General features: G+C 35.0%; 12 protein-coding genes. 6 read left to right on the forward strand and 6 right to left on the reverse strand.

The window, feature by feature from the left end; all coding sequences use genetic code 11:
• Window positions 1-156: 156 nt before the first annotated feature.
• Together BW926_RS04920 and sucC are read left to right on the forward strand one after the other, a co-directional pair.
• Window positions 157-1,434 (forward strand): chloride channel protein, encoded by a 1,278-nt coding sequence (locus tag BW926_RS04920; protein ID WP_076444761.1) that lies wholly within the window; start codon window positions 157-159, stop codon window positions 1,432-1,434.
• Window positions 1,435-1,565: 131 nt separating this feature from the next.
• Window positions 1,566-2,756 carry an ADP-forming succinate--CoA ligase subunit beta gene (gene sucC, locus BW926_RS04925; protein ID WP_076444763.1) on the forward strand — a complete coding sequence of 397 codons (1,191 nt, stop codon included), beginning with the start codon at window positions 1,566-1,568 and terminating at the stop codon, window positions 2,754-2,756.
• A 149-nt stretch (window positions 2,757-2,905) separates the two neighbouring features.
• Here sucC and BW926_RS04930 read toward each other — a convergent pair whose 3' ends face one another.
• The 4 genes from BW926_RS04930 to BW926_RS04945 all read right to left on the reverse strand — a co-directional run bounded on the left by BW926_RS04930 (window position 2,906) and on the right by BW926_RS04945 (window position 7,792).
• Window positions 2,906-3,781: a mechanosensitive ion channel family protein gene (locus BW926_RS04930; RefSeq protein WP_076444765.1), complete on the reverse strand. Its 876-nt coding sequence runs from the start codon at window positions 3,779-3,781 to the stop codon at window positions 2,906-2,908.
• A 473-nt stretch (window positions 3,782-4,254) separates the two neighbouring features.
• The gene (locus BW926_RS04935) at window positions 4,255-4,848 is read right to left on the reverse strand and encodes a hypothetical protein (RefSeq protein WP_076444767.1); all 594 of its coding nucleotides are present in this window, start codon (window positions 4,846-4,848) and stop codon (window positions 4,255-4,257) included.
• 160 nt (window positions 4,849-5,008) lie between these two features.
• Window positions 5,009-5,524: a hypothetical protein gene (locus BW926_RS04940; protein ID WP_076444769.1), complete on the reverse strand. Its 516-nt coding sequence runs from the start codon at window positions 5,522-5,524 to the stop codon at window positions 5,009-5,011.
• A gap of 87 nt (window positions 5,525-5,611) precedes the next feature.
• Window positions 5,612-7,792: a TonB-dependent siderophore receptor gene (locus BW926_RS04945; RefSeq protein WP_076444771.1), complete on the reverse strand. Its 2,181-nt coding sequence runs from the start codon at window positions 7,790-7,792 to the stop codon at window positions 5,612-5,614.
• 175 nt (window positions 7,793-7,967) lie between these two features.
• On the opposite strand from BW926_RS04945, the gene BW926_RS04950 reads away from it, so the two are divergent.
• Window positions 7,968-9,026, forward strand: coding sequence for a Gfo/Idh/MocA family oxidoreductase (locus tag BW926_RS04950; RefSeq protein WP_076444773.1), 1,059 nt, complete (start codon window positions 7,968-7,970; stop codon window positions 9,024-9,026).
• A 76-nt stretch (window positions 9,027-9,102) separates the two neighbouring features.
• On the opposite strand, the gene BW926_RS04955 is transcribed toward BW926_RS04950, so the two are convergent.
• Window positions 9,103-11,004: an ABC-F family ATP-binding cassette domain-containing protein gene (locus BW926_RS04955; protein ID WP_076444775.1), complete on the reverse strand. Its 1,902-nt coding sequence runs from the start codon at window positions 11,002-11,004 to the stop codon at window positions 9,103-9,105.
• A gap of 267 nt (window positions 11,005-11,271) precedes the next feature.
• Here BW926_RS04955 and BW926_RS04960 point away from each other — a divergent pair, with 267 nt between their 5' ends.
• The 3 genes from BW926_RS04960 (at window position 11,272) to BW926_RS04965 (ending at window position 12,963) form a co-directional block, all read left to right on the forward strand.
• Window positions 11,272-11,787, forward strand: a complete 516-nt coding sequence (locus BW926_RS04960) for a DUF1761 domain-containing protein (protein WP_317043261.1) — start codon at window positions 11,272-11,274, stop codon at window positions 11,785-11,787.
• Window positions 11,788-11,896: 109 nt separating this feature from the next.
• Window positions 11,897-12,007, forward strand: coding sequence for a hypothetical protein (locus BW926_RS14725; protein ID WP_410493245.1), 111 nt, complete (start codon window positions 11,897-11,899; stop codon window positions 12,005-12,007).
• Entirely contained in the window at window positions 11,965-12,963 is a 999-nt protein-coding gene (locus BW926_RS04965) for an 8-amino-7-oxononanoate synthase (protein ID WP_410493246.1), read from the forward strand. Before BW926_RS14725 ends, BW926_RS04965 begins: the two co-directional genes overlap by 43 nt.
• A 170-nt stretch (window positions 12,964-13,133) precedes the next feature.
• On the opposite strand, the gene BW926_RS04970 is transcribed toward BW926_RS04965, so the two are convergent.
• On the reverse strand, window positions 13,134-13,997 hold the full coding sequence (locus BW926_RS04970; protein ID WP_076444779.1) for a glycoside hydrolase family 25 protein: 864 nt from the start codon (window positions 13,995-13,997) through the stop codon (window positions 13,134-13,136).
• Window positions 13,998-14,014: the final 17 nt, after the last annotated feature.

Here is a 14,014-nt window from a genome sequence, read left to right on the forward strand (position 1 = left end):
CAATAACGCGTAGTATTAGTAATTTCATGCCGGAGGGAGCGAAGCATTTAAAAAAGATTATTTTCATCTTCAATTTTTACTGGAAAAGACATTAATATTAGTAAAGCGAAAAATATTACAAGCAAATGATGATCACAATTTTAAAAATAAATTAAGATGAAAATCAATCGAAGAAGACGACTTATCCAAACATTTAATCTTCTGGATCAGCCGATAAGATTTAATCCTTTTGTATTCAGTCGTATTTTTTTTATGTGGGCTTTTACAGGCTTAGTTGGTGGAATTATTGCCGGACTTTACTGGATTGTTCTCGAATATTTTACAGAATTTTTAGCCGAATTTCAGGGTTGGATGGTGATTCTGACGATGGCAATTTGCGGTTTGTTGGCGGGATTAGTGATTCACTTCATCGGAGATCCGGGGGAAATTCATTTAATTGTAAATAATATTCGATTTAATAAAGGAAAATTAGAACCAAAAAATAATCCTTCTATGATTTTATCATCGCTTTTTTGCGTGGCTTCGGGCGGAAGTTTAGGCCCGGAAGCGCCTTTGGTTCAGGTGACAGGTTCTACAGGTACTTATCTTGGAAAATTATTCAGATTAAAAGGTGAAGAATTACGCTCTTTAAGCATTGCAGGAATGGCTTCTGGTTTTACTGCTCTTTTCGGAGCTCCGCTTGGTGAAAGTTTGTTTTCCTTAGAAATTCTACATCATAAACACGCAGTTGAATATTATAAAGCGATTATTCCATCGTTGGTGGCGAGCTGTTTCAGTTATCTGATGTTTGCATTGATTATCCATTTGGGAATTGGAGCGACTTGGGACTTGAAAGCATATCATTACACCGGAATTTATGATTTTGCATATGCAACAGCTTTTGGAATTGTCGGTACTTTATTTGGCTGGATTTTCATTTTTGTAGTAAAATTTTTCAAGAAAGTTTTTGAATACAGGAAATTTCCGATTTACATTAAAACTTTAACGGGCGGAATTGTTTTAGGAATCATTGCCTTCTATTTTCCGATTACAAGATATTTTGGACATAATGAAATCAATCAATTAATCAACGGGAATTTTGCATTGAATTTTTTAATTATCATTTTGATTTTTAAAATTTTAGCTATCGCTATTACCGTAACTTCGGGTTGGAGAGGAGGTTTTATCATTCCGCTTTTCTTTGTGGGAACGACTTTGGGCTTAATTATTCATAGTTTATTTCCAATCGTAGATACAACGTTAGCAATTGTGAGTTGTATGGGTGCAATTAATGCCTGTGTTACTAGAACTCCGATGAGTACGACCATTATTTTGGGGACTTTAACGGGCTTTACATACTTCGTTCCGATACTTTTTGCAAGCTTAACAGGTTATTTTCTGGCTCCGAAAATTCCGTTTATCGGTTCACAATCTGAAAAATTATCCGAAGAATAATGCAAATTTCATAGATATGTTAAAAATCAATTCGGCCGGGGTTTAAATTTTAAGTCAATAAACTTGAACTTCCATGTCTTTTTATTAAATTTGTCAACCTTTAAATTTTAAAATAAAATAATAAAAATAATATGAATCTTCACGAGTATCAATCAAAAGAGATTTTATCAAAGTATGGAGTGGCTATCCAACGTGGTTTCGTTGCAAACAACGTAGATGAAGCTATAGCTGCTGCTGAAAAACTAACTGCTGAAACTGGCGCTCAAGGGTGGGTAGTGAAAGCTCAGATCCATGCAGGAGGACGTGGTAAAGGTGGGGGTGTAAAGTTCTCTCCAAACATGGATAAGCTTAAAGAAAACGCTCAGAATATCATCGGAATGCAGCTGGTAACTCCACAAACTTCTGCTGAAGGTAAAAAAGTAAACTCTGTTTTGATTGCTGAGGATGTATATTATCCGGGTGAGACTGAAACTAAAGAATTTTATGTTTCTATCCTTTTAGACAGAGCTGAAGGTAAAAATACAATTGTATATTCTACTGAAGGAGGTATGGATATTGAGCACGTTGCTGAGGTAACTCCTCATTTGATCCACAAAGAGATCATTGATCCGGCTTTAGGTCTCCAAGGTTTCCAGGCTAGAAAGATTGCTTTCAATCTAGGTCTTGAGGGAAATGCTTTCAAAGAATTTGTAAAATTCATTGGTTCTCTTTACAATGCGTATACCGGAATTGATGCTTCTCTTTTCGAAATCAACCCAGTATTGAAAACTTCTGATAACAAAATTATCGCGGTAGATGCTAAAGTAACTTTGGATGACAACTCATTGTTCCGTCACAAAGATTTAGCTGAGCTTAGAGATACAAGAGAAGAAGACCCAATGGATGTTGAAGCTGGTGAAGCTGGTCTTAACTTTGTAAAACTGGACGGTAACGTTGCTTGTATGGTAAACGGAGCTGGTCTTGCAATGGCGACGATGGATATCATCAAACTATCTGGTGGTAATCCTGCAAACTTCTTAGACGTTGGTGGAACTGCTGATGCTCAGAGAGTACAGACAGCTTTTGGAATCATCTTGAGAGATCCAAACGTAAAAGCAATTTTAATTAACATCTTTGGAGGTATCGTAAGATGTGACAGAGTTGCTCAAGGAGTTGTAGATGCTTATAAAGCGATGGGTAGCCTTCCTGTTCCATTAATTGTAAGATTACAGGGAACTAACGCTGTTGAAGCTAAAAAATTAATCGACGAGTCTGGTCTTCCGGTTCATTCTGCAATTACTTTAGAAGAAGCTGCAAACAAGGTAAAAGAGGTTTTAGCTTAATTTAAAATTTTCACATAAAAATTAAGAGGCTGTCTCAAAAGTATGCCCTCTCACGGAATCGTGTCTGACAAATTTTGTCATTTGGGAGATTCTCAGAGCATTAGTTTACCTTTTGAGACAGCCTCTTTTGTTTTCTCCAAACATGATTTTTATTTATCCGTGTTGAGAGGGTTTTCCCCATTAGTAATACTTATGCTTGTTGGTGTTATCAGATGAATTCCTTCTTTATCCAAGCGTTGTTTTATTTTTAATAAGGCTTCACTTTTTACATAAACCATATTAGCCCCCATAGCCAGCCAGAATTTTGCCTGAAGGGTGAATACTCCTTGTTTCAGGTCGTTGAAGATTACTTCTGCTGCATCCAGCCTGTCCGCATTTTCTATTCCTTTGATGACTTCCATGATGCCTTGTTGAGCTTTAGTGATATCTTCGTCAGCGGGAATTTCAAAATTAAGGATAATTCTTCGTTGAGGTGATGAGGTAATATTGGAGAAAGGTGCATTGAATATCACCTGATTGGGGATGTATACTTTTTTACCGTCATCTGTAATGATTTTTGTGGTTAAAAATCCAATTTCGGAGACCGTCCCAGAGTTTGTACCGATAATGATATAATCTCCTATTTTGAAAGCTTTATCAATCCCAATGAGCATTCCTGAAAAAATACTCGAAACCAGATCTTTCAGGGCCACACCGGCGATAACCCCCGCAACTCCCAAGCTTCCTATAAACTTCCAAAGGAACCCACTTAGTCCCATAATTTCCAAGACAATGAAAGTTCCCATAAGCATAATTAGAAATCTGAAAATACTGATAAGAGTAACTACAGAACTTTCTTTACTTTTTGGTAAAAATTTGTGGAATATTTTTACGGCAATCTGGCTTAAATATTTACTGGTGATAAGGAAAAAAGAAAAAACAAGTATCCCGACAATCAACTTTGGCGTAAACTCGGCGAATTTCACATACCAGTTTTCCAAAACCCGATAGACAACATCAAAGTAATTCAGGCTATTATTTTGCATAGAGTGATTTTTATAGATAGATTATTTTAAAAAATTTTTTAAACAAAAATTTTGCCAGTTTCAAAAAAGTCTTTTGAAACGGCTACAGACCGTTTATTATTAATTATTTATCCGTAGAGAAAAATAGGGCTAATTATGACTTTATCACTTACCCCGCTTTTACAGGAAGAAACTTCAATGAAATTTGAGAGTGTTGGATTCTCTTCAATTAGTTTATTCATACAAAATAACAACACCTGTTAATTGGAAACACGGGATAATGTCATTGTTTTTCAAGTTATCTCTACCAGAAGATGCAAGAAAAATTTTCCCTAAAGGAGTGACAGAAATAAAGCAGTATCTAAAATATACACCTCAACCGAATATATAATTTATTTAATTTTTTATAGTTTAGTTTTAATTTGTAAGAAAAGCGTCGCAGAATTTCTGTGACGCTTTCGATTTTATACGTGTATGTATATGTGAAGTGATTGTTATTTTACATCATTCACCACTTGTTTTGCTTTTGAAGTTGGCAGATAAATACTAAATCCAAGGTTGAAAGTAATGTTGGATGTTAAGCCAGTGTTTCCAAAACCTGTTACACCTGCATATTTTACTAAACCTTCTAAACCGATATTTGGGGTAATGAAGTAAGAATAACCAGGACCTACACCAAAGTCAAGACCTGTTGTAGAGTTACCTCCTTTGCTGATAGAATAACCACCAACACCTAAGTTACCTTCAAAAAACCATCTGCCGTGTTTTAGTAAGCTATCTACACCTTGCTCCCCTGGGGAAAGATAATAACGACCCAATGCACCAACACCATAATCAAATCTTGTGTTTGAATCATTAGAAGATTTACCAATACCTAGGTTAACATATCCTCCAACCGCTACATTATCTTTAATGAAATATGCCCCTTTAGGCTGAAGATTAATTTGATATCCACCTCCTGTATTTAAACCGAAGCTACTTGCTACTAAACTGCTTCCAACCATCCAGTTACCCTTCTGAATCTGTGCATTCATAGTTGTAGCTAATCCTGCTACAGCAAATATTCCTGTTAAAATTAGTTTTTTCATAATTTATTTTTTTAATAATTAATGTTTATCAGTCTAAGCAGAGGGGGAACAATAAATGTGCCATACTACTATGACGCTTGTTGAATTTCCATGAAAATTGTTAATTGTTGAAAAATATTATTCTTTTTAAGAAAAATTACAGTTAATAATATAAAAAAAATTAAATAAATATTAAAATAATAGAAGTTGTAATGCCAATAATAGTGAAAATCATACCTCTTTTAAAAGCTTTTGTTTTTGGGTTGAACATCCAGAAACTTGATATGACAAAAAAGAACAATGATATGCCAAAAAAGGCATTTAAGGGTGACAGTGTGTCTTTTGACTGGGCCTTATGCAGTTTTGTCATTTTATCTAAAACAAAAGGAAGCTCTTTTTTTGAATATTTTGCCTGACCGGTTGCTGCATCATAAGTTCCTTGTTTGAATATTAACATTGTGCCTTCCGTTTTTTCGATCTCAAGGTTTTTTATTTTTAATTCTTTTCCTAATTCCTTTTCAGAAAGGTTTTTATCGATTACTTTATCATACTTTTTCTCATTTTTTAAAAAATCTGTGTCTCTGTAAATGAGCAGGATACCACTCAGTGAATAGACTGCCATAATTCCTGCAAGAAAATATCCCAGGTAGCGGTGGGTTATTCTCATAAAACTCCGTGTGTCCTTGATTTTATCCATATCTTATTTGTTTGTTTAAAGATTCAAAAGTGGAAATCGCAAAATTGCAATTCCCACTTTATGAAGAAACTAATTAATATTAATTTTTTAAAGTTTATAAGTCAGTGTGAAATAATAATTTCTAGGTGTAATAGGGTTTACAGAATAGTTTTCGTGAACGTTGTAGTTTACCACACCAAACAGGTTTCCTACTTTACCCTGGATTATGAATTTTTTCCATTCGTAGCCAGCACTTAGATCGACCGTTACAAAACCATCAACATCGATCATTCTTGTTGCCTGTGTTTGACCTTTTACGTCATTCCATCCTGCTTTTCTGTCTCCGGTATAAAATGCGGTTACTCCGAATTTTAATCCTTTAGCAAAATTTGTAAATGTATAGAAAGCTGATGCATTTGCAGTTACAGCAGGAGTTCTTACTAATCTTTGATCCTCTACAAAACCATTATCAGGAGTTTTTGTATAAACAGAATTGTTGTAAGAAACACCTCCAATTAAAGAAAGGTTAGTAAGTGGATTTCCTGTAATGTCTAGCTCTACACCGCGGCTTCTTACTGCTCCGGCATAAACTTTTCGGGTAGAGTCTCCTGTTGGGTTATTGATAGGAGTTGTGTAAGTATTATTGTTATTAATCTGGTAGGCGGTTAAATTAACAGCAATTGCATTATTCCATAAATTCTTTTTAACACCCACTTCATATTGATCTACTGTGGATGGTTTTAGGGCAGAATTATTATCAAAATCAAAACCTGCATTTGGCACAAAAGAATTGGTGTAAGTAGCAAATATAGAAAGGTTTTCATTTGGATTATAGATTAAGCCAACTTTTGGGGAAAAGGCATGATCCTCTGTTTTTGCACTTGTAGCTGCAATAAAATTATTCGGTAAGAATATCTTATCACTAGATTCTCCATTCGTTAAATATGAAAAACGAACTCCCGCTAATAATTTTAATGATTTTGTTAATTCGGCTAAATCCTGTACATAAACGCCCACTCTTCTTGTCGGGATTCTTCTTCTGTAAGTTTTTTCTGCAGTAGGCATGGGGTCATCATTTGTCCATGTCGAAGGGTCATTCAAAAGGAAGTTTCCTAATGTAGTTACACTGATTTTAAAAGTGTAGGCATCGGCCTGTCCGAAATCTCCATCAGTTCCAATTAAGATCTTGTGGTTGACGTTTCCAATTTTAAATTCGCCATTCAGGTTTATCTGTAATGAAGTATAATTTTGTTCATTATAAGTTCTTCCTACAGGTCTTTTCCAACTGGCATTCATGTTTGGTGAAGTGTAACCCCATTGAACCCTTTCCGTAGAAAAATAATCTTTTGTGTAATTCTGGTAAGAAGCAACTGCATTTAAAGACCAGCTGTTATTAAATTGATGATTTAAAATAACATCAGCGGTTGCCTGCTGGTTGGTTTGATACTGCCAGTCTGTCCCTAAGAATTGGTTTCTTCCAATTTCTGTAGCTAACCTGGAAACTCCTGTTGAATTATCTGTAACACTTCCGATTCCGAAATCTGGCGTGAAAGTATGGTATAAATAATCTCCTTCTACAATCAATTGAGTTTTTTCGCTAAGATTAAACGCAAAAGAAGGATTGAAATAATTCTTTTTAGATTGTACCAGATCTCTGAAGCTTTCAGCATATTCATAAGCTCCGTTTATCCTAAAAGCAATATTTTTTGATAAAGGCCCATAAATATCTACGGTCGGTTTGTAAGAATTCCAGCTTCCCGCACTAAATCCCACTGCACCACCAAACTCAAATCTTGGTTTTTTTGTGATTAAGTTTACAATTCCTCCTGGGCCTACATTACCATATAGCATGGCATTGGCTCCTTTAAGAACTTCAACTCGTTCTAATCCTGAAACCTCCGGGAAAACCCCACTGTTTACTTTTGCTCCGTTTTTAAAAATATTATCATTTCCGAAAGTAAAACCACGACCTCCGAAACTATCCTGAGAACCACCTCTTGCAGAAGTCAGATAGATACCATTCACATTTTTAATTACATCACTTAGTTGTTTCGCCTGTTGCTGCTCAATAATCTCATGGGTTACAATTGCAATGGGCTGAGGGGTTTCCATCACCGTAAGGTTCGATTTGGTAGACATTGGCCTTGCCTTATTTGGGTTTCCGGTTTTATGAAGGTTGACGTCCTCAATGGTCTGAACTCTTACAGTGTCAGCTTCGATGTCTTTTAATTGTGCCCCCAGGGATACGGCTGTGAATAATAATCCTAAGGTAACTAGCTGCTTTTTCATTGTAGTTTATTATTTAGAGTGGTTTTAAATAAAGTGCAAAAGTATATTATTATTTAGAATTAATAAAAATTAATAAATGATATTTGTCATTTATTGATTTTATTTTTTAAAAACAATCCTAGTCTTTTAAAGTCTGGTTCTTGTTTTATAAATATCTTTAACAAAAAATAAAACTATGCAATTGGTAAAAGTTGGTCTTTGTGCATTTGGGATGAGCGGGAAAGTTTTTCATGCTCCGTTCTTAAAGGAACATCCGGGTTTCTTCATCTCTGCTGTTGTTGAAAGAAGCAGGGAAGAGTCAAAAGAAAAATATCCGGAAGCGACCATTTATCGCTCTGTAGCAGAAATGCTGGGAAATGTGGATATTGAACTCGTAGTGGTGAATACTCCCGTTCAGACTCATTTTGAATATGCAAAAATGGCTCTGGAGGCGGGAAAGAATGTGATTGTTGAAAAACCTTTTACAGTCAATGTTTCTGAAGCTGAGGAATTGGTCAGGCTTGCAGAAGACAAAGGCTTGTTTTTAAGCGTGTATCAAAACAGGAGATTCGACCGCGATTATCTTCAGGTTCAAAAAATCATGAATGAAGGAAAATTAGGAAACATCAAAGAAGCTGAAATCCGTTTCGACAGATTCCGGACGGAGCCAAGCGGAAAAGCTCATAAAGAGAATCCGCAAGCTACAGGTTCTGGTTCGCTTCATGATTTGGGAGCGCATTTGGTAGATCAGGCGGTGCAGTATTTTGGGTTCCCGGAGAAGTTGTTTGCAGATGTATTTTCAATGAAGGGAAAACAATTCGCTAATGATTATTTTGAAATTATTTTATTTTATCCTAATGATTTGCGGGTTAGGTTAAAATCTTCCGTTTTTACTAAGGAAGCGCATTTTGCTTACAATATTCATGGAGAAAAAGGAAGTTTCCTGCAGGAAAGAACAGATAATCAGGAAAATGAACTGGCAGCAGGAGCTATTCCAGAATATGGAAAGAAATGGACTCAGCCATTACAGGAAACCGACGGAATCCTCAATTTTTTAAATGAAAATAATGAAACCGAAAGAATCCTTACATCCAGTGACCCCGGAAATTATATGAATTATTACCAGCAGATTTATGAATTTATTGTTTTTGGATATGCATTACCTTCACCTGCGGAAGAAATTATTAAAAACATGAGAATCATCGATGCAGCTGTAGAAAGCTCAAATGCTCAAAAAGTTATAAACCTTATTTAGTTATAAGTTATAAATTATTAGTTATGAGTCGAGGATGTTAAACTCATAACTAATAATTTATAACTTATAACTCTTTTTACCCTTCTCCCAAAATCTCCTGCAGTTCCAGCCATCTCATTTCATGATTTTCCAGCTTTTCGGAAATGTTTTCTAAATCGGCAGATAGTTTTGAAATCTTTTCATAATCTGCTTCATTATTAAGCTGGTCAAGAATTTTTGCTCTTTGATCTTCGAATTCAGGCATTTCTTTTTCTATAGTTTCCAGCTCCCTTTGCTCTTTAAAGGAAAGTTTTTTCTTTTTTGTGAAACTTTGAAATTGGGTTGTACTTTCAGCAGACCCTTTTATAGGCTCAGCTTTTTGGCTAGTTGATTTTTCCAAAGACTCTTCACGGCTTTTTGCTTCACGATATTCGGAGAAATTTCCTACAAAATCTTTAATTTTCCCTTCGCCTTCAAAAGCCAGGATATGATCGACAATTCTGTCCATAAAATATCTGTCGTGGGAAACGATGATTATTGAACCCTGAAATTGCTGCAGGAAGTTTTCAAGAACCGTTAAAGTCGGGAGATCCAGATCGTTTGTAGGCTCATCAAAAATCAAAAAGTTTGGGTTTTGATATAAAATATACATCAGATGCAGCCTCCTTTTTTCACCGCCGGAAAGCTTGGAAATAGGAGAGTACTGTGTCTGATCATCAAACAAAAATAATCTCAAAAACTGTGATGCAGAAAGACTTTTCCCATTAGCTAAAGGGTAAAATTCCGCAACTTCTTTTATGAAATCAATTACCCTTTCATCTTCCTTGTATTGCAGACCTTTTTGTGAAAAATACCCGAAATGAATGGTTTCTCCGGTTTCAATCTCACCATTGTCAGCCTTTTCAAATCCTTGAATAATATTTAATAAAGTAGATTTTCCCACACCGTTTTTTCCTACAATTCCTATTTTTTCGCCTCTTTGAAAAGAATAGCTGAAATCTTTTAATAAAACCTTATTTCCAAAACTTTTGTCAATGTGTTTAAGCTCAAGAATTTTGTTTCCCAGTCTTTTCATTTCAAAGTCAAGCTCCAAACCTTGTTTTCTGGTATCGGTTTTGGCTACTTTTTCTGTTTCGTAAAAAGCATCAATTCGAGATTTTGATTTTGTAGTTCTTGCTTTAGGTTGTCTCCGCATCCATTCCAATTCTTTTCTGTAGAGATTGTTGGCTTTATCAATCGTGGCATTCAGGTTATCTTCACGAATCATTTTATTTTCAAGATAAGTCGCATATGAACCATTGTGAACATACAGATTTTTATCTTCCATTTCCCAGATGATATCGCATACGCTGTCAAGGAAATATCTGTCGTGGGTTACAAGCAGCAGCGTGATTTTTGCTTTACTTAGATAATTTTCTAACCATTCCACCATTTCCACATCAAGGTGGTTGGTAGGTTCGTCCATGATTAATAAAGTATGACGATGTTCTGCCCGGGTTTCTGTCAGCAATTTTGCCAGCGCCACACGTTTGATTTGTCCTCCGGAAAGGGTTCCCATTTTTGCTTCAAGATCGGTGATTTTTAGCTGGGAAAGAATCTGCTTCATTTCATTTTCCAGATCCCATGCTTTATGGGCTTCCATTTCCAGAAGGGCTTTTTCAATAAAATCATTATCTGTGGAGTGAAGTGACTGATGGTAATTTTTCAAAGCCATGATAGGTGCAGAATCCAGTGTCATCATGAATTCGTCAATAGTGAGATTGGGATCAAAATCAATTTCCTGATCAAACAAAACTACCTGTATATCTTTATTGATGTTTACCAGTCCGCTGTCCGCAATTTCCTTACCCATAAGTATTTTCAAAAGGGTAGATTTTCCGCTTCCGTTTTTGGCTACAATGGCAATTTTATCCCCTTCATTTACATGAAAAGAAACATTTTCGAACAAAATTTTAATGCCATAAGATTTCGTAAGATTTTCAGCAGAAACGTAATTCATTATGATATAGTGCTTGATTTAAATTAAGCCGCAAAATTACAAAATTGTATCAATAAAAATTTTGATAAAAATCGTATTAATTAAGCGTTTTTACCGAAGTGTTGAAAAATTGAAGTAATCATCAATTTATTGTTGCTTTAAATTATTATTTATTAAATAGTATTTTCTGTTTCAAATTTCCATAAAAACAGATATTTGTTTGTGTTTTATGTATTTTGTATTATTTTTTGATGTAGCTTTATAATAGATTATTTAAAAATTAAAACTATGATACAAATTAACTTTTGGGCTATTCTAGTAGCCGCTCTTATTCCTTTATTTATTGGATTTATCTGGTATCATCCTAAAGTTTTCGGGAGAGTCTGGATGCAGGAAGCCGGATTAACGGACGATAAAATGAAAGGATCAATGATCGGGGTTTTCATTTTTTCAATTATTTTATCAGCTTTGATGGCTTTTTTTCTACAAATGGTCACTATACACCAGTTTGGGGCGATGGGAATGATCGGAGGTGATGAAATGAATGCCAAAGAATCTTACAACGCATTTATGAAAGACTATGGGATGGCTTACAGGTCATTTGGCCATGGAGCTTTGCATTCATTTATGGCAGGGGTTTTCTTTGTATTTCCAATGATCGCGATCAATGCCATGTTTGAAAGGAAATCCTGGAAATACACGATGATTAATACCGCGTATTGGACGATCACAATTACAATCATGGGTGGGATTATCTGTGGTTGGTATGCTGCAGATGGTTTCCATTGGGTGACACAAAAATAATTTTAACATTTTAAAAGATAAAGGCTACATTTGCGTGGCCTTTTTATGTCAAATATTTTAAAAATATACAGTTCTGCTTCGGATTTGCCCAAAGAGTGGAACACTGTGGTTGGAAATCATAACATTATGCTTTCCAGAGAATATTTTCACGTTCTCGAAGTTTCAAAACCTGAAAATATGGAGTGTTATTTCATGGGATTTTTTCAGGATAATGAACTGATCGGCGGAGCTTTGTTTCAATATCTGCTTTTCCTTCGGCATAAAACTTTTCAAAAAAATGAATTTTCCTGCAGTATCAGAAATTTTGCGGCAAAGCAATTCAGCAAAGATGTGATGATTTTGGGAAACAATATGCTGACGGGGCAAAACGGGTTTTATTTTAATGCAGATAAAATTACTCTCGAAAAAGTAATTCCGCTTCTGAATGAGGCTGTTTGTAAAATGCAGAAAGAAATCAGAAAAACCTCCTTGATAATTTATAAAGATTATCAATCAAATTTTATTGAATACTTTAAGGATAAAAAGCATCAACCTTATTTTAGATTCTCTGTCCAGCCAACCATGATTCTGAAGATAATGCCGTATTGGAAGTTTTTTGAAGATTATATCAATAATTTTTCTACAAAATATCGTACCAGAGCCAAATCTGCAAAGAAAAAGCTGTACGGGGTGGAGAAAATGGAACTAGATATTTTGACGATAAGAAATTTCCGTAAAGAAATGAATTTTCTTTATCAGAATGTTGCTGAGAATGCACCTTTTAACACTTTTTTTCTTGCAGAAAATCACTTTGAAAGCATGAAGGAAAATCTAAAAGATAAGTTTAAAGTTTTCGGATATTTTTCAGACCAGAAATTAATTGGTTTTTATACTTTAATTTTAAATAATGAAGATATTGATACTTATTTTTTAGGATACAATAAAGAGCTTCAGAAAGAAAAACAGCTGTACCTGAATATGCTTTTGGATATGGTAGAGTTTTCTATTAATAATCAGTTTAAAAGAATTATTTTCGGACGGACAGCTTTAGAAATAAAATCAACCATCGGCGCAGAACCGGTTAGAATTTTTGGATTAATTAAGCATAATAATTTCATTATTAATTCATTAGTGGAAAATATATTTCCGTCACTTTCCCCAAAAATAGACTGGATTCAGCGAAAACCGTTTAAATAGTTTTTAATCAAATGCTACAAATGTTCACGAATTCCCACAAAGCTTTTTATCAATAGGAACGGGCTTTAGCCCGTTTAATAAATTAAAAGTGTCAATCGGTTTTAGTCAAAATTTGAAAATTAATAAGTATCAATATCCGTAAAAATTTGAAAAATCTGCTGGAAGAAAAATCAATCCAAAGTCAATCTCTTCAAAGACCAGGAGCTGCCATTATAAATATCCAAATCTACTTTCGTATTGATTCCGTGCACAATTCCGTTTTCCGTAAACTGCCAGAAATCCCAGCTGTCTTCGGGTGAGGGAGCCGGAACATCATTGTAGTTGGCCAGCCAGAGAGGGTAATCATCAAATTCGCCCTTCAGAAAATCTTTATAATAATGATAATAGGTGTAAATAATAGGCTTTTCACCATACGTTTTCTCCACAATTTTACACCAGACTTTTAAATCTTCTATTAGTTTTTTATTCGTTTTGCGCTTAGGAATTTTTTCAATATCTAAAATCGGCCGCAGGTCACCGCTTTCCAGCTTTACATTTTCCAGAAAGTTATTGGCCTGAACCACCGGATCTTCATCTGCCCTGTAAAAATGATAGGCACCGCGAATTAATTCATGCTTTTTTGCCTGTTCCCAAAATTCATCAAAATGCTTATCTGCACTGCAGTTTCCCATGGTTGAACGCATGACAACAAATTCCAGCGGTATGGTTTTGTTTCCGATGCTCAGGCTGTCCCAGCTGATATCTTCCTTGTTTTGATAATGAGAAATGTCGAAACCATATGTTTTATCAAGATTGTCAGACAGGATTTTCTGTATTCTTAAGGCTTCAATTTCGGAGTTGTGAAGCTTTTTATGCTTGAATTTATTAAAGTATAGGGCATAGTAATAGCTAACAGACTGCTTAAGGTACAACCCTGTTCCAATCAAAGCAATAATTAAAATGGCCAATACCACTTTCCGACGTAAAAAATAGTTCTTTCGTCTGTTCTGATGGATCTTTTTGAGGTTTTTTTTGCTATACTTTTTAGGTGTCATAAAGTTTTGCAAAACTA

The organism is Chryseobacterium sp. RU37D, assembly GCF_900156075.1.
Lineage (GTDB): Bacteria > Bacteroidota > Bacteroidia > Flavobacteriales > Weeksellaceae > Chryseobacterium.

What these genes read in the sequence shown, in the direction of transcription:
- BW926_RS04970 (WP_076444779.1), bottom strand. Translation starts at nt 13,997, where the DNA reads ATGACACCTAAAAAGTATAGCAAAAAAAACCTCAAAAAGATCCATCAG.
- sucC (WP_076444763.1), top strand. Translation starts at nt 1,566, where the DNA reads ATGAATCTTCACGAGTATCAATCAAAAGAGATTTTATCAAAGTATGGA.
- BW926_RS04930 (WP_076444765.1), bottom strand. Translation starts at nt 3,781, where the DNA reads ATGCAAAATAATAGCCTGAATTACTTTGATGTTGTCTATCGGGTTTTG.
- BW926_RS04950 (WP_076444773.1), top strand. Translation starts at nt 7,968, where the DNA reads ATGCAATTGGTAAAAGTTGGTCTTTGTGCATTTGGGATGAGCGGGAAA.
- BW926_RS04955 (WP_076444775.1), bottom strand. Translation starts at nt 11,004, where the DNA reads ATGAATTACGTTTCTGCTGAAAATCTTACGAAATCTTATGGCATTAAA.
- BW926_RS04935 (WP_076444767.1), bottom strand. Translation starts at nt 4,848, where the DNA reads ATGAAAAAACTAATTTTAACAGGAATATTTGCTGTAGCAGGATTAGCT.
- BW926_RS04940 (WP_076444769.1), bottom strand. Translation starts at nt 5,524, where the DNA reads ATGGATAAAATCAAGGACACACGGAGTTTTATGAGAATAACCCACCGC.
- BW926_RS04945 (WP_076444771.1), bottom strand. Translation starts at nt 7,792, where the DNA reads ATGAAAAAGCAGCTAGTTACCTTAGGATTATTATTCACAGCCGTATCC.
- BW926_RS04920 (WP_076444761.1), top strand. Translation starts at nt 157, where the DNA reads ATGAAAATCAATCGAAGAAGACGACTTATCCAAACATTTAATCTTCTG.
- BW926_RS04960 (WP_317043261.1), top strand. Translation starts at nt 11,272, where the DNA reads ATGATACAAATTAACTTTTGGGCTATTCTAGTAGCCGCTCTTATTCCT.
- BW926_RS04965 (WP_410493246.1), top strand. Translation starts at nt 11,965, where the DNA reads ATGGAGTGTTATTTCATGGGATTTTTTCAGGATAATGAACTGATCGGC.